Annotated in this window: 18 protein-coding genes and 1 pseudogene; 10 read left to right on the top strand and 9 right to left on the bottom strand. The window is 72.0% G+C overall.

The genetic code is table 11. From position 1 onward, the window contains the following. Positions 1-362 precede the first annotated feature (362 nt). Together ACZ5XS_RS16730 and ACZ5XS_RS16725 are read left to right on the top strand one after the other, a co-directional pair. Positions 363-2318 (top strand): Xaa-Pro dipeptidyl-peptidase, encoded by a 1956-nt coding sequence (locus tag ACZ5XS_RS16730; protein ID WP_468651877.1) that lies wholly within the window; start codon positions 363-365, stop codon positions 2316-2318. Next, a complete protein-coding gene (locus ACZ5XS_RS16725; RefSeq protein WP_468651875.1) occupies positions 2315-3559 on the top strand; it encodes a M14 family metallopeptidase in 1245 nt (414 codons plus the stop codon). Before ACZ5XS_RS16730 ends, ACZ5XS_RS16725 begins: the two co-directional genes overlap by 4 nt. A 7-nt stretch (positions 3560-3566) precedes the next feature. Here ACZ5XS_RS16725 and ACZ5XS_RS16720 read toward each other — a convergent pair whose 3' ends face one another. After that, positions 3567-4520, bottom strand: a complete 954-nt coding sequence (locus tag ACZ5XS_RS16720; protein ID WP_468651873.1) for an FAD-dependent oxidoreductase — start codon at positions 4518-4520, stop codon at positions 3567-3569. A gap of 66 nt (positions 4521-4586) precedes the next feature. On the opposite strand from ACZ5XS_RS16720, the gene ACZ5XS_RS16715 reads away from it, so the two are divergent. Next, entirely contained in the window at positions 4587-5609 is a 1023-nt protein-coding gene (locus ACZ5XS_RS16715) for an oxidoreductase (RefSeq protein ID WP_468651871.1), read from the top strand. Positions 5610-5660: 51 nt separating this feature from the next. After that, positions 5661-7301 (top strand): ABC-F family ATP-binding cassette domain-containing protein, encoded by a 1641-nt coding sequence (locus ACZ5XS_RS16710; RefSeq protein WP_468651869.1) that lies wholly within the window; start codon positions 5661-5663, stop codon positions 7299-7301. Here the strand turns inward: ACZ5XS_RS16710 and ACZ5XS_RS16705 are convergent. From ACZ5XS_RS16705 to ACZ5XS_RS16690, 4 genes are all read right to left on the bottom strand, one after another. Next, on the bottom strand, positions 7298-7855 hold the full coding sequence (locus ACZ5XS_RS16705; protein WP_468651867.1) for a putative glycolipid-binding domain-containing protein: 558 nt from the start codon (positions 7853-7855) through the stop codon (positions 7298-7300). The two genes, ACZ5XS_RS16710 and ACZ5XS_RS16705, sit on opposite strands and share 4 nt — an antisense overlap. Positions 7856-7936: 81 nt before the next feature. After that, complete coding sequence (locus ACZ5XS_RS16700; RefSeq protein WP_468651865.1) at positions 7937-10339, bottom strand: Tex family protein; 2403 nt, start codon at positions 10337-10339, stop codon at positions 7937-7939. 147 nt (positions 10340-10486) lie between these two features. Continuing rightward, positions 10487-10618, bottom strand: coding sequence for an LPFR motif small protein (locus tag ACZ5XS_RS16695; RefSeq protein ID WP_252100478.1), 132 nt, complete (start codon positions 10616-10618; stop codon positions 10487-10489). Positions 10619-10712: 94 nt separating this feature from the next. Continuing rightward, positions 10713-11582, bottom strand: a complete 870-nt coding sequence (locus ACZ5XS_RS16690; RefSeq protein ID WP_468651863.1) for an SCO6745 family protein — start codon at positions 11580-11582, stop codon at positions 10713-10715. A gap of 180 nt (positions 11583-11762) precedes the next feature. Between ACZ5XS_RS16690 and ACZ5XS_RS16685 the strand changes: the two are divergent. Beyond that, positions 11763-11984: pseudogene (locus tag ACZ5XS_RS16685) on the top strand (DJ-1/PfpI family protein); the annotation flags it as partial. Here the strand turns inward: ACZ5XS_RS16685 and ACZ5XS_RS16680 are convergent. Continuing rightward, entirely contained in the window at positions 11980-12732 is a 753-nt protein-coding gene (locus tag ACZ5XS_RS16680; RefSeq protein ID WP_468651862.1) for an enoyl-CoA hydratase/isomerase family protein, read from the bottom strand. The pseudogene ACZ5XS_RS16685 and the gene ACZ5XS_RS16680 sit on opposite strands and share 5 nt — an antisense overlap. 302 nt (positions 12733-13034) lie before the next feature. Here ACZ5XS_RS16680 and ACZ5XS_RS16675 point away from each other — a divergent pair, with 302 nt between their 5' ends. Continuing rightward, entirely contained in the window at positions 13035-13544 is a 510-nt protein-coding gene (locus tag ACZ5XS_RS16675) for an ATP-binding protein (RefSeq protein ID WP_468651860.1), read from the top strand. Positions 13545-13550: 6 nt separating this feature from the next. Here the strand turns inward: ACZ5XS_RS16675 and idi are convergent, their stop codons facing one another. From idi to galE, 3 genes are all read right to left on the bottom strand, one after another. Then, positions 13551-14144, bottom strand: coding sequence for an isopentenyl-diphosphate Delta-isomerase (gene idi / locus ACZ5XS_RS16670; protein ID WP_468651858.1), 594 nt, complete (start codon positions 14142-14144; stop codon positions 13551-13553). A 187-nt stretch (positions 14145-14331) separates the two neighbouring features. Further along, positions 14332-15267, bottom strand: a complete 936-nt coding sequence (locus ACZ5XS_RS16665) for a cation diffusion facilitator family transporter (RefSeq protein WP_468651856.1) — start codon at positions 15265-15267, stop codon at positions 14332-14334. A 143-nt stretch (positions 15268-15410) separates the two neighbouring features. Further along, the gene (gene galE, locus ACZ5XS_RS16660) at positions 15411-16382 is read right to left on the bottom strand and encodes a UDP-glucose 4-epimerase GalE (RefSeq protein WP_468651854.1); all 972 of its coding nucleotides are present in this window, start codon (positions 16380-16382) and stop codon (positions 15411-15413) included. Positions 16383-16670: 288 nt separating this feature from the next. On the opposite strand from galE, the gene ACZ5XS_RS16655 reads away from it, so the two are divergent. Genes ACZ5XS_RS16655 through ACZ5XS_RS16640 form a run of 4 tightly spaced genes read left to right on the top strand, consistent with a single transcriptional unit; the run spans position 16671 to position 21058 of the window. Then, complete coding sequence (locus ACZ5XS_RS16655; RefSeq protein ID WP_468651852.1) at positions 16671-18503, top strand: DUF5941 domain-containing protein; 1833 nt, start codon at positions 16671-16673, stop codon at positions 18501-18503. Continuing rightward, positions 18500-19252 carry a phosphocholine cytidylyltransferase family protein gene (locus tag ACZ5XS_RS16650; protein WP_468651850.1) on the top strand — a complete coding sequence of 251 codons (753 nt, stop codon included), beginning with the start codon at positions 18500-18502 and terminating at the stop codon, positions 19250-19252. Before ACZ5XS_RS16655 ends, ACZ5XS_RS16650 begins: the two co-directional genes overlap by 4 nt. Next, complete coding sequence (locus ACZ5XS_RS16645) at positions 19240-20301, top strand: iron-containing alcohol dehydrogenase family protein (protein ID WP_468651848.1); 1062 nt, start codon at positions 19240-19242, stop codon at positions 20299-20301. Before ACZ5XS_RS16650 ends, ACZ5XS_RS16645 begins: the two co-directional genes overlap by 13 nt. Then, entirely contained in the window at positions 20279-21058 is a 780-nt protein-coding gene (locus ACZ5XS_RS16640; RefSeq protein ID WP_217236524.1) for a CDP-alcohol phosphatidyltransferase family protein, read from the top strand. Before ACZ5XS_RS16645 ends, ACZ5XS_RS16640 begins: the two co-directional genes overlap by 23 nt. The last annotated feature ends 39 nt before the right edge of the window (positions 21059-21097 follow it).

Below are 21097 nucleotides of genomic sequence, written 5' to 3'. Positions count from 1 at the left end.
GACGGGCCTGACGGGCCTGACAGGCGTGACGGGCCTGACAGGCGTGACGGCTGACGGCCGAGGGCGGCGGCGCGGGAGCCGCAGCGCAGGCATGTCATGGCCCCTGGCCGCAGCAGTACGGTGATTCGCTCAGCGCGTTGCTCCCGCACTCGCCGCGGCGTGCCGCTCGCGGTAGTCCGTCTCGGTGAGCCCGGCGGCCAACTGCCGGATTCCGCCCCGCCCGAGCCGGTCTTCGGGCAGGGGCCCCCTGCCCTGCGTAGGCCGACGGACCGTCAGCAGGGCCGTAGCGGACGCCTCAAGGGCAACACGCGCGCGCGATCGCCCTCTTTTGCACGGGAGTTGACCGATGTACCGTCCGGCGCATGCCGACACGCATGCGCTTCACGACCTGGAGATCGCTCGCCGCTGTGGCCCTCACCGCCCTGATGACCACCCTCCTCACCCCGGCCGCGGCCCACACCGCCCCGCGCGAGAGCAGACCGGTCTACTCGTACGAGAACGCGGTCCGCGAGGCCGTCTGGGTGGACACCGGACTCGACGGCGACAGCGACGGGAAGACGGACCGCGTCGCCGTCGATATCGTCCGGCCGAGCGAACCCGCCCGGCAGGGCCGCAGGATCCCCGTGATCATGGACGCCAGTCCGTACTACTCCTGCTGCGGGCGGGGCAACGAAAGCCAGCTGAAGACGTACGACGGGAATGGCGACGTCGTCCAGATGCCGCTGTTCTACGACAACTACTTCGTGCCCCGCGGCTACGCCTTCGTCGGCGTCGACCTCGCCGGGACCAACCGCTCCGACGGCTGTGTGGACGTGGGCGGACGCTCCGACATCCAGTCCGCGAAGGCCGTCGTCGACTGGCTGAACGGCCGCGCCAGGGCCTACACCAGCCGCACCGGTACCACCACCGCCAAGGCCACCTGGACCAACGGCAGGACCGGCATGATCGGCAAGAGCTGGGACGGCACCATCGCCAACGGCGTGGCCGCCACCGGAGTCAGGGGACTCGAGACCATCGTCCCGATCAGCGCCATCTCCACCTGGTACGACTACTACTTCTCCAAGGGCGCCCCGCTCTACGACTCGGGCCCCGACTGGCTGTCCGACTACGTCGACAGCCCCGACGCGCGCGCCAAGTGCGCCGCCGTCCAGCAAAAGCTCGTCGACGGGGCGCCCCGCACCGGCGACCGGACCCGGCTGTGGTCCGAGCGCGACTACGTCAAGGCCGCGAGCAAGGTGAAGGCGAGCGTCTTCCTGATCCACGGCATGCAGGACCTCAACGTCCGTATGCAGCACGTCGGTCCGTGGTGGGACGCCCTCGCGAAGAACGGCGTCGAGCGCAAGATCTGGCTCTCCGAGACAGGTCACGTCGACCCCTTCGACTTCCGCCGCGCCACCTGGGTCGACACCCTGCACCGCTGGTTCGACCACGAACTCCTCGGCTACGACAACGGCATCGACCGCGAGCCCATGGCCGACATCGAACGCCACCCCGACCAGTGGGTCACCTCCAAGGCCTGGCCGCCGCGCGGCACCGCCGCCACGGCCCTGCGCCCCGCCGAGGGCGGCCAGGAGGGCGTCGGCACGCTCGGCCTGCGCAAGGGCACCGGCACCGAGACCTTCACCGACGACCCGCGGCTGAGCGAGACCGACTGGGCGGCGCGGATCGACACGGCCACCCCCGACAAGGCGGGCTTCGTCACCGGGCCGCTCACCCGCGACCTGCGCGTGTCCGGCTCCTCCAAGGTCACCGCCACCGTGACCCCCACCACCTCGACGGCCCACCTGTCCGCCGTTCTCGTCGACCTCGGCCCCGACACCATCCGCGACTACGCGGCGAGCGGCGAGGGCATCAGCACGCTCACCGACCGCACCTGCTGGGGCGTGAGCACCACCGGAGACAGCGCCTGCTTCAAGGAAACGCGGGCCAAGACCGCCGACGTCGACCACACGGTCGTCAGCCGCGGCTGGGCCGACCTCGGCAACCACGCCTCCGACTCGAAGGGCGTCCCGCTCACCCCGGGCAAGGCATACACCATCACCCTCGATCTCGGCGCCACCGACCACGTCGTCCCGGCCGGACACCGCCTCGCGCTGATCGTCGCGGGCACGGACAAGGACCTCATCGACCCGCCGTCCACCACCCCCACCCTGACGGTCGACCTGTCCCGTACGGTCGCCCGCGTGCCGCTGGTCGGCGGCGCGGCCGCGTTCGCGCGGGCCACCGCGGGCTCCGTGTCCGCCGCCCCCGAGACCACGACCCTCGACGGGGTCCGGGCACCGCGCACCGCCCAGCGCGTCCCGGAGGGAGGCCGGTGATCCGCACCCTGACGCTCGTGACGGCGGCCCTGGCCGCGTCCCTCGTGGCGACACCGGCCGAGGCCACCGAACCCCCGCCCCGCACCGGCTTCGAGGAGTCGAACGGCGCCCGCTGGACCGGGGAATCGGAGGAGCGGGCCTTCCTGGCGGCCGTCGACCGGGGAAGCGAGCGCGTCTCCGTCGCCTCCATCGGTACGACCGCACAGGGGCGACCGCTCCGACTGGTCCAGGTCGGCGCCCGAAACGCCCCGAACAAGGTGCTGCTCGTGTGCAGTCAGCACGGCGACGAACCGTCCGGCCGCGAGGCCTGCCTCACCACCGTCCGCGACCTGGCGTACGCGCAGGACCGGCCGACGCGCCGCCTCCTGGAGCGCACCACCGTCCTCGTCGTCCCCACCGCCAACCCCGACGGCCGCGCCGCCGACACCCGCGGCAACGGCGACGGTGTCGACGTCAACCGCGACCACCTCGCCCTGCAGACGGCCGAGGGCCGTGCCATGGCCGCCGTCATCCGGGACCGACGCCCCGACGTGATCTACGACCTGCACGAGTACGGCGCCACGCCCCCGTACTACGACAAGGACCTCTTCGACCTGTGGCCGCGCAACCTCAACACGGCCGGGGCCGTCCACGACGAGGCCGAGACGCTGTCCCGGGACTACGTGCGTCCCGCCGCGCGGCACGCCGGGTACACCACCGGCACCTACGGCATCTGGACCGACCCCGTCACCGGCGAACCGGTCCGGCAGGTCGCCGGGGACGGCCAGGAACGCATCCTGCGGAACATGTCCGGAATCAAGCACGCGATCGGTCTGCTGATCGAGAGCCGGGTGGAGCCGCTGACCGACGTCGAGGAGGCGGTCAACAACCGGCGCCGGGTGGCCTCGCAACTCGCCGCGCTGAAAGGCTTGTTCGGGTTCGCCGACGGGCGCCGGAGCGAGGTCGAGGCCGCGACGGACACGGCCCGGCGGGCCGGCTACGCCGACACCGGACCCGTCCACGTCGGCGGCGCCGACAACGACCCGCCCGAACCGGCCGAGGTGATCCAGGACCCGCCCTGCGGCTACCGGCTCACCGTCGGCCAGTACGCCCAGGTCCGGGACGAACTCGCCCTGCACGGAGTGCGGACGAAGGGCACCTATGTCCCGCTCCGTCAGTCCCTGCGCGCCCTCGTCCCTCTGCTTCTCGACGGACGCGCCCCGTACCACCTCACGGCCGCCGAACCGGTCACCGACTGCTGAGCCCGCGTCAGGAGGGGGCGGCCAGCCCGGCCGCCTCCTCCGCGCACCCCCAGGCCACGGTCACCCCCGCACCGCCGTGACCGTAGTTGTGCACCAACACCCGCCCATCGGACAGGAGTTCGCGCTCCAGCCGGACCGCGCCCCGCGCCGGCCTGAGCCCCACCCGATGCTCCAGCACCCGTGCCCCGGCGATCTCGGGCCGCAGTGCGGCGCACCGGCGGACGATCGCCTCCGCCGCCGCGGGATCGGGCTCGAGAGACCACTGGTCCTCGTCCGCGGTGCCGCCCAGCACGAGCCGACCGGGCTGCGGGAAGAGGTACGCCGTCGCCCCGGCGGCGTCCGTGGCGACCAGCCAGGTGCGGATGCCGGGGTTCTCCACGATGACCAGTTGTCCGCGCACGGGACGCACGGACGGGTCCGGCACCAGCTCCCGGGCGCCGAGCCCCGTGCAGTTGACGACGACCGGCGCTCCGACCCCGGCGAGGTCCGACACCGTACGCGTCTCGATCGCTCCACCCGCCGCGAGGAACCGCTCCCGCAGCCACGGCAGGTGAGTCGACATGTCGATGAGCGGCAGCCGTGCCCACATCCCCGGCCCGGCGTACTCCTCGGCCGTCGCCGCCCGCAGCCCCGGCAGCCGCGCCCCCGCCCACGCCATGGCCCGGTCCAGGTCCGCCTGCCCCTGTACCCCTTCGACCATCCGTACGCCGGTCACCTCCGGGGAGGCCGCCAACTCCTCGTAGACGTCCAGCGAACGCAGCGCCCAGGTGCGCGCGAGCTCGACCGGCTCGATCGCGTACGGCCACCACAGCGCCCCGGCAACCGCCGAGGTGGTCCGCTCGACCGGATCCCGCGTCCACACCCGCACCCGGCGGCCGCGCTCGGCCAGCACGACGGCCGTCGTCAGCCCGACGACACCGCCGCCGACCACGACGACCTCGTCCTTCGGTTCGCTTCTCACGCGGGGACGCTAGCGGAATATGTCATGCCGTGCTCACATCGGGCCGAGTCTGGGGATACTCACAGCATGTCTGCCGAGTACGCGACCTTCGGCCTGGCACCGGCGATGCGTGCCGGTGGAGTCCTCACCAACGGTGACTACCAGATCCACCGGGACTTCGTGGACTTCATCGTCGACGGACGCCCGCTGCTCTTCCAGCTCTCCGACCTCGACGCCGTCTCCCCACTCGCCTCCGACGTCCCACCCGCGATCTTCACCGCCCAGGTCCGCAGCCTGCTCCTGGAGGCGGACGCGCCGCTGCCCGGCGGCCGCTACGTCGTCTACGGCTGCCCCGAGTGCGAGGACCTGGCCTGCGGTGCCGTCACCGCCGTGATCGACCGCGACGGCGAGGACTTCATCTGGCGGGACTTCGCCTGGCAGACGGACGAACACGCCGACCTGGAGCTCAACGGCTACCACGGCATCGGCCCGTTCCGCTTCGCCGGCGCCGAGTACCGTACGGCGCTGACCTCCCTCCTGGACACCTCCGCCGACACCCCCCGCCGCCGCGTCCTGCTCATCGGCGCCCGCGTCGCCCTCCTCGCCAAGCTCGCCGCCGCCCTGCGGATCATCGGCATCGGCGCCGACATCACCCGTGACGCGCACGACGTCCCCGCCGACGAGCTGCGCGCCTACGGCGCCGTCGTCTTCGGCCGTGCGATCACCGAGGAGGAACGTGCCGCCGTACGTCGGTCCTTCGAGCGGGCCGGTGTCGACGTGACCTACGTCGACGGCCTCGCCCCGATCGTCCCCCTCCTCGTCGCCCAGATCGAACACGCCCTGGACCGCAGCCCCGTGGAACGGCGCCGGCTGACCCACCTGGCCGCCGCCGACGGCGAGGCGGGCGTCGAGGTCACCTCGCCGTGCCGGGTCCGCCTCACCGCGTACCGCCTCGACCGCCTGTACCGCACCCACGTCCACGAGCTCTTCGACGGCATCCTCGAACCCGGCCGCCACCACATCGCCCTGGACGCCAGAGCGGTCAGGGGAGAGGCCTTCGTGGTGGCGCGGACGTCGGGAAGTGTGCTGGTGGAGGCGATGGCGCACTGAGAAGAACCGGGCGGCGGACCGCCGGGGCGGCCCACTATCATCGGCGGTCTGATGACTGCCACCCTCGTCGCCAAGAACCTCGCCGCCGGCCACGGCGACCGCTCCCTGTTCGCCGGGCTCGACCTCGTCGTCGCGCCCGGAGACGTCATCGGGCTGGTCGGAGCCAACGGCGCGGGCAAGTCCACGCTGCTCAGGATGCTCGCCGGCCTCACCGCCCCGGAGGAGGGCGAGCTGCGGCTGTCCCCGCCGACGGCGGCCGTCGGCCATCTGCCGCAGGAACCGGAGCGGCGCCCCGGCGAGACCGTCCGGGACTTCCTCGCCCGCCGCACCGGCGTCGCCGAGGCCCAGCGGACGATGGACGAAGCGACCCAGGGCCTGGTCGACGGCGCGCCGGGAGCCGACGACGCCTACGCGACCAGCCTGGAACGCTGGCTGGACCTCGGCGGCGCCGACCTGGACGAGCGGGCGGAAGAGGTCGCCGGCTCGCTCGGCCTGGCCGTCGACCTGGACCAGCCGATGACGTCGCTGTCGGGCGGCCAGGCGGCACGGGCCGGCCTCGCCTCCCTCCTCCTGTCCCGCTACGACGTCTTCCTCCTCGACGAGCCGACGAACGACCTCGACCTGGACGGCCTGGAGCGCCTCGAACGCTTCGTGAGCGGTCTTCGCGCCGGCACGGTCGTCGTCAGCCACGACCGCGAGTTCCTCACCCGCACGGTCACCAAGGTCCTCGAACTCGACCTGGCCCAGCAGCAGATCACCCTGTACGGCGGCGGCTACGAGGCCTACCTGGAGGAGCGCGAGGTGGCCCGCCGGCACGCCCGCGACGACTTCGAGGAGTACGCCGACAAGAAGACGGCCCTCCAGGAGCGCGCCCAAATCCAGCGGTCCTGGATGGACAAGGGCGTGAAGAACGCGCGCCGCAAGGCGGGCAACGACAACGACAAGATCGGCCGCAAGTTCCGCAGCGAGGCCAGCGAGAAGCAGGCCGCCAAGGCCCGCCAGACCCAGCGCATGATCGAACGCCTCGACGTGGTCGAAGAACCCCGCAAGGAGTGGGAGCTGCGCATGGAGATCGCGTCGGCCCCCCGCTCGGGCGCGGTCGTCGCGACCCTCCGCGAGGCCGAGGTGCGACGCGACGGCTTCGTTCTCGGCCCGGTGTCCCTCCAGATCGACTGGGCGGACCGGGTGGCGGTGACGGGAGCCAACGGCGCGGGCAAGTCGACGCTGCTCGGCGCCCTGCTCGGGCGGGTCCCGCTGGACGCGGGTTCGGCATCCCTCGGCTCAGGCGTCCTGGTCGGCGAGGTCGACCAGGCCCGCAAGCTCTTCCACGGCTCGGAATCCCTCATGGACGCCTTCAGCGCGGCCGTCCCGGACACCGAACCCGCCGAAGTCCGCACGCTGCTGGCCAAGTTCGGCCTCAAGGCGAACCACGTCACACGCCCGGCGGCGACCCTCTCCCCGGGCGAGCGCACCAGGGCGGCACTGGCCCTGCTCCAGGGCCGGGGCGTGAACCTCCTGGTCCTCGACGAGCCGACCAACCACCTGGACCTGCCGGCCATCGAACAGCTCGAGTCGGCGATGGACGCGTACGAGGGCACGCTGCTCCTGGTGACCCACGACCGCCGCATGCTGGACGCGGTCCACGTGACCCGCCGCCTGGAGGTGGCGGACGGAAAGGTGACGGAGCGCTAGGACGAGCTGAGCCGGCGTGCCAGGCCCGGGTAGTCGACCACACAGCCGTCCTCGTCGAACTCCAGGTCGCTGCGGAAGTCGCCCGAGGTGAAGCGCAGCCGTCCAGGGCGGAGGTGGGTGTAGGTCTGGCGGGACGGCTCCACGGTCAGATCGGGGACGGACACCCACGCCATCAGGAACTCCCGCTCGCCGGGCTCCCGGTGCAGGCCGTGCCGCAGCACCGGCATCGTGTTGGTGAGGGGACACAGCCCGAGGTCGCAGTCGAGGGCCCCGTCGGCCTGGGGGATCCGCTCGCCGTTCATGGTCCAGTGGCCCTCGCCGTCGTGGCGCAGGTCCAGGACGCGGGTGCCGTGCGTGGTCGCGGCCTCCACCAGCAGCCGGCGGGTGACGAAGCCGTCGGTCGTGTCCAGCCGGTACGAGACCCAGTACATCTCGGGCACGGTGCCGACCGCCCTGCCACGCGCTTCCAGCACCCTGTCGTACAGATCGATCCACGCCGTCTCGTAGCCATCGCTCCCGGACACGGCCCAGGTGATCACACGTGATGTCCGCATGGCTTTCAGCCTACGGACGAACCGGCCCGGACCTCCGTGTCGTACCGGAGAGTCCGGGCCGGACGGCTCAGCCCTTGCCGCTCAGCGCCTGCCCTTCTTCGGGTCGACGAGTCCGGCCTTGCGCAGGGCGTCGGCCATCGCGCTGTTGGCGGGCGGTGAAGCCTGGCGTGAGCCGCCTCCGGCGCCTCCGGCACCCCCGCCCCCGCCGCCGCTCCGGTTCTGTCGCTGCTGGGGCGGACGCCCGCCCCGCTGCCGGCGCTCGCCGCCGCCCGGACCCTGCTGCCGCTCCTGCGGTGCCGCCTCGTCGTCCAGCCGCAGCGTCAGCGAGATCCGCTTGCGCGGGATGTCGATGTCCAGCACCTTCACCTTGACGATGTCGCCCGGCTTCACCACGTCCCGTGGGTCCTTGACGAACGTCTTCGACATCGCGGAGACGTGCACGAGCCCGTCCTGATGGACACCCACGTCGACGAACGCCCCGAAGGCCGCCACATTCGTGACCACGCCCTCCAGGATCATCCCGGAGGCCAGGTCGGAGATCTTCTCGACGCCCTCCTTGAAGGTGGCCGTCTTGAACGCGGGCCGCGGGTCGCGCCCGGGCTTCTCCAGCTCCTTCAGGATGTCCGTCACGGTCGGCAGACCGAACGTCTCGTCCACGAAGTCCTGCGGCCTCAGCGAGCGCAGCACCCCGGTGTTCCCCACGAGCGAGGTGACCTGCTGCCCGGCCGTCTTCACCATGCGCCGCACCACCGGGTACGCCTCGGGGTGCACGGAGGAGGCGTCCAGCGGATCGTCGCCCCCGCGGATACGGAGGAACCCGGCGCACTGTTCGTACGCCTTCGGGCCGAGCCGCGGCACGCCCTTCAGCTGCGTGCGCGACTTGAAGGGGCCGTTGCTGTCGCGGTGCGCCACGATGTTCTCGGCGAGCCCGGAGGTGATGCCGGAGACGCGGGCGAGCAGCGGAGCGGACGCCGTGTTGACGTCGACACCGACGCCGTTCACACAGTCCTCCACCACCGCGTCCAGCGAACGCGACAGCTTCACCTCCGACAGGTCGTGCTGGTACTGGCCGACACCGATCGACTTCGGGTCGATCTTCACCAGTTCCGCGAGAGGGTCCTGGAGCCGCCGCGCGATCGACACGGCGCCGCGCAGCGACACGTCCATGTCGGGCAGCTCCTGCGAGGCGAAGGCGGAGGCCGAGTACACGGACGCGCCCGCCTCGGACACCATGACCTTGGTGAGGTTCAGCTCCGGGTGCTTGACGATCAGTTCACCGGCGAGTTTGTCGGTCTCGCGGGACGCCGTGCCGTTGCCGATCGCGATCAGCTCGACCGCGTGCTCCTTCGCCAGGCGGGCCAGCTTGGCGATCGCCTCGTCCCACCTGTTCGCCGGGACGTGGGGGTGGATGACGTCCGTCGCCACCACCTTGCCGGTCGCGTCGACCACGGCCACCTTCACGCCCGTACGGAACCCGGGGTCCAGCCCCAGCGTCGAGCGCGTGCCGGCCGGTGCGGCGAGCAGCAGGTCACGGAGGTTCGCCGCGAAGACGTTCACGGCTTCGTCCTCGGCGGCCGTGCGCAGCCGCAGCCGCATGTCGATGCCGAGGTGCACGAGCAGGCGGGTGCGCCAGGCCCAGCGGACCGTGTCCTGCAGCCACTTGTCGCCCGGACGGCCCCGGTCGGCGATCTGGAACCGGTGCGCCACGATCGCCTCGTACGAGGACGGCCCGGGCTGCTCGGAGGGCTCCTCCGGCTCCAGGACCAGGTCCAGGACCTCTTCCTTCTCGCCGCGCAGCATCGCCAGGATCCGGTGCGAGGGCAGCTCCGTGAAGGGCTCGGAGAAGTCGAAGTAGTCGGCGAACTTGGCGCCCGCCTCCTCCTTGCCCTCCCGCACCCTGGCGGCCAGCCGCCCGCGCACCCACATGCGTTCCCGCAGCTCGCCGATCAGGTCGGCGTCCTCGGAGAACCGCTCGGTGAGGATCGCCCGGGCTCCGTCGAGGGCGGCCTGCGGATCGGCCACGCCCCTGTCGGCGTCCACGAAGGCCGCCGCAGCGGCGAGGGGCTCCACGGCCGGGTCGCCGAGCAGACCGTCGGCCAGCGGCTCCAGCCCGGCCTCGCGCGCGATCTGCGCCTTGGTGCGCCGCTTCGGCTTGAACGGCAGGTAGATGTCCTCCAGGCGCGCCTTGGTCTCCGCGGCCCGGATCCGCGCCTCGAGCTCCTCGGTGAGCTTGCCCTGCTCGCGCACCGAGTCGAGGATCGCCGTCCGACGCTCCTCCAGCTCCCGCAGATAACGCAGCCGCTCCTCGAGCGTGCGCAACTGCGCGTCGTCGAGCATCTCGGTCGCTTCCTTGCGGTAGCGGGCGATGAAGGGCACCGTCGAACCGCCGTCGAGCAATTCCACGGCAGCCCTGACCTGCCGTTCCCGGACGCCGAGTTCCTCGGCGATCCTGCCTTCGATGGACCCTACGAGGGGTGTCGTCACGATCCCGTACCGCCTTCTCCACTGAGGTTGCGCGGCAATTGTGGCAGGTGGCACGGACAGTCGTGGATCAGGGCGCAAACCCGGGCGGGCCGGGGAGGGGCCGCCGCCCGCGACGCGCCGCCGCGGGCTCGGCGATCGTCCCCCGCCTCAGGCCCGGCGGCTGCGGGTCGAACTCGACGCGCCGCCGAATAGCCGGGCCAGCGCCCGGAAGGGCAGCGTCACGACGGTGGCGATGGCCCCACCGATCTGGCGCAGTACGTCTGCGATCGCACGGAACACGAGTTTCCCCTTTCCTCTCCCGATCACGCCGACCGGGAACGAGCGGGTACCTCGACAGCGGCCCGCCATGCTTCTTCGCCGCGACGCCCGTCGATCAGCGCTTGCCGACCAGATCCGCCGGGAAGGCGCCGGCGGCGAGCGCGGCACGTGCGAAGCCCGTACCGAGCTCGGTCAGGCGCGCGACTCCCTCGGCGCCCAGGTGCTCGTACGGGGCCCGGTCCAGCCGGTCCGTGTCCCGCTCGATCCCCTCGCGCAGCGCGAGGCCCTGTTCGGTCAGCTCGCCTGCCTCGTCGAGCAGTCCGCGCTCCCGCAGCCGCCCGGCCGCCGCGTCCCAGTCGGCAACGGTCCAGCCGCGGGTGTCGCGCACCCACCGGGGCGTCATGCCCTTGCCGGTGGCCGTATGGGTCACCAGGGCCTCCAGACCGTCCAGACCGGCGGACATCAGAGCGGCGAGGTGCCCGTCGCCGCGGTGCTCGCGCAGCAGCGTCGCCGCGTGCCAGTACGCCAGGTGCGGCTCCTCGGGGACCGGCAGATCGGCGTGCGCGGAGTACAGCGGCCGGGCGCCGCGCGAGCAGGCCTCGGCGGCGCGCAGGGCCAGGTCCGCGGCCTCCGCCATCTCCGCGGACGCCACCGTCTCCTCGCCCAGCAGGCGGCGCAGCGTGGCGTCGACGGCACGCGCGCGTGCCGCCAGCACCTGCCCGGGCGTCGCCGTCTCCCACACCGCGGGCACGTGCCGGGCCACCAGCTCGTGCTTGTAGTTGTAGAACGCCGCCGTCACCGCGCCGGCCCCGACCGGCCCCAGCGCGGCCGACCGCACCGCGAAGTTGACGGCCCGCGGGTGCGTGACACCGAGCGTGCCCAGCTCCCGGCCGAGGTCGGGGGAGAAGTAGTGCGTGGAGTGCAGGGAGTTGAGCGCGTTGTGGCAGCGGCGGCCCGCGCGCGGGTCCAGAGCAACGGTAGTCATGCCCAGCACGTTACTTACCGGTCGGTATCTCTTCCAGACGGGCCCCGGGGCGGCTTCCGCGGATGGCGGGAAAGGCGGGGCGCTGTCATTGCGGCCGGACGGCGCTGCGATGCGCACCTCCAGCGGCCTGCCCCGCGTCCCGGACGGGGCCGTCCAGACTCCGCAGATGGCCGAGCCGACGGGGGGCGGGTCGTCTTCGACGGCAAGTACGTCACCGCGGCCGGTGTCTCCTCCGGCATCGACATGCTGACCCCGCTCGGCAGGATCGCGGGCGACGACCACGCCCAGCCGGTGCGGCTGCTGACGGAGTACGACCCGCGGTGGCCCTACGACGCCGGATCCCCGCACAAGGCCCCTGCGCACCTGGTCGAGGAGCTGAGCGCCAAGTGCCGCTTCATCATGGCGCAGGCACGTTCCACGCGAACCGAGGCTGTCTGCGCTCCAGGAACGCGGCGACCCCCTCCGCGGTGTCGCCGCTGCCGCGCGCCTGCCCGGCCCAGTACGCGTCCCGGTCCCTGCGCCCGTTCGCGAACTCCTTCGCCGCCGCCTGGGTCAGCTGGGAGCGGGACACCAGGATCCGGGTGAACTCCACGATGCGCTCGGTGAGCTCGCCCTCGGGCAGCACCTCGTCCACCAGGCCGCTGTGCAGCGCCCGCTCCGCGTCGACCAGCTCGCCCGAGAACAGCAGGTACTTGGCGGCGGCCGGCCCCACCAGCGACACCAGCCTCCGGGTGGACGAGGCCGGATACACGATCCCGAGCTTCGCCGGCGTCACCCCGAACAGCGCGCCCTCCTCGGCGAACCGCAGATCACACGCGGCCGCCAGTTGCGACCCGCCGCCCACGCAGTGCCCGCGGACCGCCGCGAGGGTCGGCTTCGGGAAGGCGGCGAGGGCCTCCTCGGCACGCACGGCCAGCCCCTGCGCCTCCTCCGGCGACCCCCGGAGCGTGGAGATGTCGGCCCCCGCGCAGAACGTCCCGCCCTCACCGGTCAGCACCAGTGCCCGTACGTCCGGATCGGCGGCCAGCGTGTCCAGCAGCGGCGGCAGCGCCCGCCACATCGCGGCCGTCATGGCATTGCGCTTGGCCGGATGGTGGACGACGACGGTGGCGACCGAGTCGGCGACGGTGTGCAGCAGCTGCGGCTCCATGCGCCGGATGCTATCCGCCCAGGCCGAGGGGCCGATCAAGAAGGGGGCCGCACGTGAAGGCAGCAGGTGCGAGCGACAGGGGGGAGCAATCGGATAAGGGCGCCCTCAAACCCGTACAACCCGAATAATTCGCGAAGTCGGCGAGAAGGGGACAAGAGCGGTCCCACAACTGACCGTGTCATACGCCAACAGTCAGATCCGCTCGATACTCGCTGACTTCTGTTCAGTTCTCAGGGGTGGAGCGGCTCGTTGCCAACACTCGGGATGTGGTGACAATCGAGCGCAAGGGTGGCGACCGGACGATGGAAGACGATGGGTGCGGGTCCGCCCCACGCCCAGCAGGCGGCACGGACGAGCCCTCCGAGCCGAGGCCGCCGGAACCGTTGCCGTACGAGGGTGTGTGGCGGTTCACCGCTCCCGCCGTCGACGCCTCGGTCCCGCAGGCGCGGCACGCGGTACGTGACCTGCTGCACCGCCAGGGAGTGCCGGTCTCGGACGAGCTGGCGCAGGGGCTGCTGCTGATCGTCTCGGAGCTGGTCACCAACGCGGTGCGGCACGCGGCGCTCCTCTCGCCGACGCTCGCCGTGGAGATCGCGGTCGGCGCGGACTGGGTGCGGGTGTCCGTGGAGGACAACCACCCCTACCGGCCGACCGCCCTGGAGGCCGACCACGGCCAGACCGGCGGCCGCGGTCTCCTCCTGGTGCGGGAGGTCACCAGGGAGGCGGGCGGGGTGTGCGACGTCGAGCACACGGCGAGTGGCGGCAAGGTGATCTGGGCCGCCCTGCCGCTCAAGTCCGCGCGGATCCCGTAGGACCGCTCACCAGCCGGCGGACGGGCCCGTCAGCTCGCCGACCGCGGGGCGGGCCGCGTCCAGGACGGTCATGAACCAGGAGGAGAAGGTGTCCTTCGCATGCCGCTCCGCCAGTTCGGCGGGCGTCACGAAGGCCGTCGCGCCGACCTCCTCCGGGTCCGGCCGCAGCGGGGACTGCACCAGGCCGACGAAGAGGTGGTTGTACTCCTGCTCGACCAGACCCGAGGCCGGGTCGGGATGGTTGTAGCGGACCGTGCCCGCCTCGCCGAGGAGTGACGGGGAGACACCGAGCTCCTCGAAGGTCCGCCGGGCCGCCGCCGCGAAGGGTGCCTCACCGGGGTAGGGGTGGCCGCAGCAGGTGTTGGACCAGACGCCGGGGGAGTGGTACTTGCCCAGCGCCCGCTGCTGGAGCAGCAGCCGGCCCTGCTCGTCGAAGAGGAACACCGAGAAGGCGCGGTGCAGCTGCCCCGGCGGCTGGTGGGCGGCGAGCTTCTCCGCGGTGCCGATCGTCACACCGTTCTCGTCGACCAGTTCCAGCAAGATCCCGTCTGCGGTGCCGTTCGACGAACTGTGCGTCGCGGTGGCAGGTGTGATCGGCATACCCATCCTTCGCATTGGTCTTCGCGCCCCAAGTGTGCCGTACGAAACCGGCACTCCCGGCAGTTGATCGTGCCCGGCGCGGCGGCCGGGGAACCGTCCGGGGTGGGGCTGTGAGCATGAGGACGCGGCCGTCCACCGGACCGATGCGTTCCGTCCGAACCCGGGTGTCAGTGTCCGAACCCGTGTCTCAGTGGCACAGCCGCGCCTCGTGCTCCGCGTGCCCGACCGGCTCCAGCTGGAAGGTGCAGTGCTCCACGTCGAAGTGGTCGCCGAGGCAGCCCTGGAGTTCGTGGAGCATCTTCTCGTGGCCGATCGCGTTCAGGACGTCGGAGCGCACCACCACGTGCGCGGACAGGACCGGCATCCCGGACGTGATCGTCCAGGCGTGCAGGTCGTGGACGTCCTCGACGCCGTCCAGCGCCAGTATGTGGGCCCGCACGTCCGCGATGTCGACGTCCTTCGGCGCCGACTCCAGCAGGACGTCGAGGGTCTCGCGCAGCAGCTTCCAGGTGCGCGGCACGATCATCAGGCCGATGACGAGCGAGGCGATCGGGTCGGCGGGCTGCCAGCCTGTGGTCAGGATCACCACCGCCGAGATCAGCACCGCGACCGAGCCGAGTGCGTCCGCGGCCACCTCCAGGAAGGCGCCGCGCACGTTCAGGCTGTCCTTCTGGCCCCGCATCAGCAGCGACAGCGACACCATGTTCGCGACCAGACCGATCGCGCCGAACACGATGGTCAGCCCGCCCTCCGTGTCGGCGGGTGTGACGAACCGCTGGATCGCCTCGTACAGGACGTATCCGCCGACCCCCAGCAGCAGAAGACAGTTGGCGAGGGCGGCGAGGATCTCGGCTCGGGCCAGCCCGAAGGTGCGCCGGTCGCTGGGCGGGAGGCTCCCGAAGTGGATCGCGAGGAGCGCCATGCCCAGGCCCAGCGCGTCGGTCGCCATGTGTGCCGCGTCGGCGACCAGCGCCAGCGAGTCGGCGACCACGCCCCCGACGATCTCGACCACCATGACGCCGAGCGTGATGGCCAGCGCGACCCGCAGCCTCCCGCGGTAAGCGGCGGTCGCCGTACCCGCCGGCGGGCCGTGCGTATGCCCGTGATCGTGCCCAGCCCCCATGACAAGCGCCTCCTGTATTCCGTCCGGGAGCACAGTGAACTACGGGCGGGGGGTATGGGGCAACGCGGCACTGAACACCGTTGTCATGTGCCCTGACCTGCAGAAACGATCCGCAGGTCAGGGCTTCGCAGATCCCTCGAGGCTCACCCGCCGTGGTGCCGCAGCCACCCCTGCCACGCCGACTCGACCATCTCGCGCACACCGCGCCGGGCCGTCCAGCCCAGCTCCTCGGCGGCCCGCGCGGCCGAGGCGACCGCGCGGGGCGCGTCCCCGGGGCGCCGGGCCTCGACGAGCGCCGGCCGGCGGTCGCCGCTCACCTCACCGATGACCGTGATCAGTTCCCGTACGGAGACGCCCTCACCGCGACCGATGTTGACGGTCAGGTCACCGGGAGTGGCGTTCTCGGTGAGCCGCCGGGCCGCCGCGAGGTGGGCCTCGGCGAGATCCGCGACATGGATGTAGTCACGGACACAGGTGCCGTCCGGCGTCGGGTAGTCGTCGCCGAAGATCCTCGGGGCCTCGTCACGGGTGAGCCGGTCGAAGACCATGGGGACGATGTTGAAGACGCCCGTGTCCGCCAGCTCCGGCGCGGCCGCCCCGGCGACGTTGAAGTAGCGCAGGCACACGGTCGAGATCCCGTGTGCCCGGCCCGCCGCCCGCACCAGCCACTCCCCGGCGAGCTTGGTCTCGCCGTACGGGTTCACCGGGGCGCACGGAGTGTCCTCGGTGATCAGGTCCACGTCCGGGTTGCCGTAGACGGCGGCCGACGAGGAGAAGAGGAAGCGTTCGACGCCGGCCTCGGCGGCCGCCTCCAGGAGCGTGGCGAGACCGCCCACGTTCTCCTGGTAGTAGCGCGTCGGCTGCGCCACGGACTGGGCGACCTGCTTGCGGGCCGCGAGATGCACCACGCCCGTCACCGCGTGTTCGGCGCACACCCGCTTCAGCAGGTCCGCGTCCCGCGCCGAGCCGCGGACGAGCGGGACGTTCGCGGGGAGCCGTGCGGGCACGCCGGCCGAGAGGTCGTCCAGCACGAGGACGCGCTCGCCGGCGTCGGTCATGGCCCGCGCCACATGTGCCCCGATGTACCCGGCACCGCCGGTGATCAGCCATGTCATGGTCGCCCACCCTATGTCGCCGCCCCGGCGTCGGGCGCAATGTCCCGGATGCCCGGTCTGTGGGTGCAAGTTTGTGGGCGGGGCCCGCAATCACCGATGATGATCGCGGCGAAGGCCGCCGGAGACGGTGTTGATCTGCCCGTGAACGGGCGGTGAACGCGGCCTTCCGGGCATCCGATAGCCTCTGCCGACACGCCGCCCGACTGGTGCAGCCACGCCACGCCAAGGGGCGCCCCCACCATGCACATGCCCGGCGTTCACGCGTCGGCACTCAGGGAGTGAGTTCGGTTGTCGACCGCCATCCTCACCGGTCAGCCGGTCCCCGGATCGTCGATCGAGGGCGATCTGCGGTCCCTCGGCTTCGACGTCCGGATCGCCTCCGACGCCACCGACGCCGAGGCACTCCTCGCCCAGGTGCCGGCCGACCGGCGGGTCGCCATGGTCGACGCCCGGTTCGTGGGCCACGTCCACGCGCTGCGCCTCGGCCTCACCGACCCCCGCTTCCCGATCGCCGCGGTGCCGGGCGCGGTGACCGCCCAGCCGGCCGGCCGGCAGGCCCTGACCCGGGCGGTGGCCCGCGAGAACTCCGCGGGCGGCGGTACGGCCGGTGGGGGTGCCCCGGCGCGAGCGAAGTCGAGCGTGGGGGACGTCGACAGCCTCGCCGACCGCATCGTCACCGCCCTGGCCGCCGACGGCACCGACGTGCACCGCCCCGAGCTCGGCAGCCTGGTCGCCGCGGTCCCCACCGACCCGCAGGCCGGCAACGAGGCACGGCAGGCCGTCGCCGCCGTCGACGACGAGGCCGTACGCCTGAAGTCGGCCGTCAAGGCCCGCGACGGCTTCTTCACCACCTACTTCATCAGCCCGTACTCCCGCTACCTCGCCCGCTGGTGCGCCCGCCGGGGCCTGACCCCGAACCAGGTCACCACCGCCTCCCTGATCACCGCGCTGATCGCGGCGGGCTGCGCGGCGACCGGCACGCGCGGCGGCTTCATCGCCGCCGGCATCCTGCTGATCTTCTCCTTCGTGCTGGACTGCACGGACGGACAGCTCGCCCGCTACTCCCTGCAGTACTCGACGCTCGGCGCCTGGCTGGACGCCACCTTCGACCGGGCCAAGGAGTACGCCTACTACGCGGGCCTGGCCCTCGGAGCCGCCCGCGGCGGTGACGACGTATGGGCGCTCGCCCTCGGCGCGATGGTCCTGCAGACCTGCCGGCACGTCGTGGACTTCTCCTTCAACGAGGCCAACCACGACGCCACCGCCAACACCAGCCCCACCGCCGCGCTCTCCGACAAGCTCGACAGCGTCGGCTGGACGGTGTGGATACGGCGGATGATCGTCCTGCCGATCGGCGAGCGCTGGGCGATGATCGCCGTCCTCACCGCCGCGACCACGCCTCGCATCACCTTCTACGCGCTGCTCATCGGCTGCGCCTTCGCGGCGACCTACACGACGGCGGGCCGCGTGCTGCGGTCGCTGACACGGAAGGCGAAGCGGACGAACCGGGCGGCGCAGGCGCTGGCGGACCTCGCGGACAACGGGCCGCTCGCCGCACTCGTGGCGCGCGCCACCCGTGCCCGCCTCGGCGCCCCGCTGCTGGTGGCGCTCGCGGGGACGGCCGTCCTCGCCGTGGCCCTCTTCTCCGGGGTGACCTGGGCGCCTGTCGCCGGTGCCGTCGTCTACACGATCACCGCCGGTCAGGCCCTGTACCGCCCCCTCAAGGGCTCCCTGGACTGGCTGGTCCCCCCGCTCTTCCGCGCCGCCGAGTACGGCACCGTCCTCGTCCTGGCGGCCCAAGCGGACGTGAACGGGGCCCTTCCTGCGGCTTTCGGCCTGGTGGCGGCGGTCGCCTACCATCACTACGACACGGTGTACCGCATCCGCGGCAACGCCGGAGCGCCTCCGGCCTGGCTGGTGCGCGCCATCGGGGGGCACGAAGGGCGGACGCTGCTCGTCACCGTCCTGGCCGCGGTGCTCTCCGCCTCGCAGTTCACGGTCGCGCTCACGGTTCTCGCCGTGGCCGTGGCCCTGGTGGTGCTCGTCGAGAGCATCCGCTTCTGGGTGACCGCCCATCAGGGTGGCGCACCCGCCGTACACGATGAAGGAGAACCCGCATGATCGGCCTCGTGCTGGCGGCCGGCGCCGGACGGCGTCTGCGCCCCTACACCGACAGCCTTCCCAAGGCGCTGGTGCCGGTGGGGCCCGCGGGCATAGAGGGCGAACCCACGGTTCTGGACCTCACTCTCGGCAACTTCGCCGAGATCGGTCTGACCGAGGTCGCGATCATCGTCGGCTACCGCAAGGAAGCCGTGTACGAGCGCAAGGCGGCCCTCGAGGCGAAGTACGGCCTCAAGCTCACCCTCATCGACAACGACAAGGCCGAGGAGTGGAACAACGCCTACTCCCTGTGGTGCGGCCGTGACGCCCTCAAGGACGGGGTCATCCTCGCCAACGGCGACACCGTCCACCCCGTCTCCGTCGAGAGGACGCTGCTAGCCGCCCGCGGCGACGGCAAGAAGATCATCCTCGCCCTCGACACGGTGAAGTCCCTGGCCGACGAGGAGATGAAGGTCGTCGTCGACCCCGCCAAGGGCATGACGAAGATCACCAAGCTGATGGACCCCTCCGAGGCCACCGGCGAGTACATCGGCGTCACGCTCATCGAGGGCGACGCCGCCCCCGAGCTGGCCGACGCGCTGAAGACGGTCTGGGAGACCGACCCGCAGCAGTTCTACGAGCACGGCTACCAGGAACTCGTGAACCGCGGCTTCCGTATCGACGTGGCGCCGATCGGCGACGTCAAGTGGGTGGAGATCGACAACCACGACGATCTCGCCCGTGGACGGGAGATCGCGTGCCAGTACTGACCCGGCTCATCCCCTCCCCGCTCGTCGTCGACATCCGCCCCGGTGCCCTCGACGACCTGGGCTGCGTGCTCGCCGACGAACGCATCTCGCACTCCGGCAAGCTCGCCGTCGCCGTCAGCGGCGGCTCCGGCGCCAGGCTCCGTGCGCGCATCGCCCCCTCGCTGCCCGGTGCCACCTGGTACGAGGTCGGCGGCGGCACCCTCGACGACGCGGTCCGGCTGGCCGGTGACATAAAGGCCGGCCACTTCGACGCCGTCGTGGGCCTCGGCGGCGGCAAGATCATCGACTGCGCCAAGTTCGCCGCGGCACGCGTCGGCCTGCCGCTGGTCGCCGTACCGACGAACCTCGCGCACGACGGCCTGTGCTCGCCGGTCGCCACCCTCGACAACGACGCGGGCCGCGGCTCCTACGGCGTCCCGAACCCGATCGCGGTCGTCATCGACCTCGACGTCATCCGCGAGGCCCCGGTGCGTTTCGTGCGCGCCGGCATCGGCGACGCCATCTCCAACATCTCCGCGATCGCCGACTGGGAACTCGCCAACCGCGTCAAGGGCGAGAAGATCGACGGCCTCGCCGCGGCCATGGCCCGGCAGGCCGGTGAGGCCGTGCTGCGGCACCCCGGCGGCATCGGGGACAACGACTTCCTCCAGGTGCTCGCCGAGGCGCTGGTCCTCAGCGGCATCGCGATGTCGGTGTCCGGCGACTCCCGCCCCTCCTCCGGGGCGTGCCACGAGATCAACCACGCCTTCGACCTGCTGTTCCCCAAGCGGGCGGCCGCCCACGGCGAGCAGTGCGGACTGGGCGCGGCCTTCGCGATGTACCTGCGAGGAGCCCACGAGGAGTCCGCCTACATGGCCGAGGTGCTGCGCCGGCACGGGCTGCCGGTGCTGCCGGAGGAGATCGGCTTCACGGTGGCCGAGTTCGTCCGGGCCGTGGAGTTCGCCCCGGAGACCCGGCCCAGCCGCTACACGATCCTCGAACACCTCGACCTCAAGACCGAACAGATCAAGGACATCTACGCCGACTATGTCAAGGCCATCGGTAGCTGAACTCCGACCGGTCGTCCACCCCCCGGGGGTGAAGGACCGGCGCAGCGGCGAGCACTGGATGGGGCGCCTCTACATGCGTGAGGTGTCCCTGCGGGTCGACCGCTACCTGGTCAACACCAGGGTCACGCCCAACCAGCTCACGTACCTGATGACCGTCTTCGGTGTCCTCGCGGCCCCGGCACTCCTGGTGCCGGGGATCCCGGGCGCCGTGCTCGGTGTGGTGTGCGTCCAGATGTACCTGCTGCTGGACTGCGTCGACGGCGAGATCGCGCGCTGGAAGAAGCAGTACTCGCTCGGCGGGGTCTACCTGGACCGGGTCGGCGCCTATCTGACCGACGCGGCGGTGCTCGTCGGCTTCGGCCTGCGCGCCGCCGACCTGTGGGGCTCCGGGCGGATCGACTGGCTGTGGGCCTTCCTCGGCACGCTCGCCGCCCTCGGCGCGATCCTGATCAAGGCCGAGACCGACCTCGTCGGCGTCGCCCGCCACCAGGGCGGGCTGCCGCCCGTCAAGGAGGCGGCGTCCGAGCCGCGCTCGTCCGGCATGGCGCTGGCCCGCCGGGCCGCCGCGGCACTGAAGTTCCACCGCCTGGTGCTCGGCATCGAGGCGTCCCTGCTCATCCTGGTGCTGGCCATCCTGGACACGGTGCGGGACGACCTGTTCTTCTCCCGCCTCGGTGTCGCGGTGCTGGCCGGCATCGCACTGCTGCAGACCCTGCTGCACCTCGTGTCCATCCTCGCGTCGAGCAGGCTGAAGTGAGTGCCGCGGCTTCCGCCCTCAAGGTCGGCGCGGTCATCA

The sequence above is a fragment of the Streptomyces sp. NPDC033131 genome (assembly GCF_055578365.1).
Note: the sequence above shows the minus strand (reverse complement) of the source record. Positions and strands in the feature narration are given on the sequence as shown.

Bases quoted from the DNA above. Each gene is read 5' to 3' on its own strand.
- ACZ5XS_RS16650 (WP_468651850.1), top strand. From the start codon at position 18,500: ATGATCGGCCTCGTGCTGGCGGCCGGCGCCGGACGGCGTCTGCGCCCC.
- ACZ5XS_RS16705 (WP_468651867.1), bottom strand. From the start codon at position 7,855: ATGCGGACATCACGTGTGATCACCTGGGCCGTGTCCGGGAGCGATGGC.
- galE (WP_468651854.1), bottom strand. From the start codon at position 16,382: ATGACATGGCTGATCACCGGCGGTGCCGGGTACATCGGGGCACATGTG.
- ACZ5XS_RS16675 (WP_468651860.1), top strand. From the start codon at position 13,035: ATGGAAGACGATGGGTGCGGGTCCGCCCCACGCCCAGCAGGCGGCACG.
- ACZ5XS_RS16710 (WP_468651869.1), top strand. From the start codon at position 5,661: ATGACTGCCACCCTCGTCGCCAAGAACCTCGCCGCCGGCCACGGCGAC.
- ACZ5XS_RS16730 (WP_468651877.1), top strand. From the start codon at position 363: ATGCCGACACGCATGCGCTTCACGACCTGGAGATCGCTCGCCGCTGTG.
- ACZ5XS_RS16665 (WP_468651856.1), bottom strand. From the start codon at position 15,267: ATGGGGGCTGGGCACGATCACGGGCATACGCACGGCCCGCCGGCGGGT.
- ACZ5XS_RS16690 (WP_468651863.1), bottom strand. From the start codon at position 11,582: ATGACTACCGTTGCTCTGGACCCGCGCGCGGGCCGCCGCTGCCACAAC.
- idi (WP_468651858.1), bottom strand. From the start codon at position 14,144: ATGCCGATCACACCTGCCACCGCGACGCACAGTTCGTCGAACGGCACC.
- ACZ5XS_RS16640 (WP_217236524.1), top strand. From the start codon at position 20,279: ATGTCAAGGCCATCGGTAGCTGAACTCCGACCGGTCGTCCACCCCCCG.
- ACZ5XS_RS16715 (WP_468651871.1), top strand. From the start codon at position 4,587: ATGTCTGCCGAGTACGCGACCTTCGGCCTGGCACCGGCGATGCGTGCC.
- ACZ5XS_RS16680 (WP_468651862.1), bottom strand. From the start codon at position 12,732: ATGGAGCCGCAGCTGCTGCACACCGTCGCCGACTCGGTCGCCACCGTC.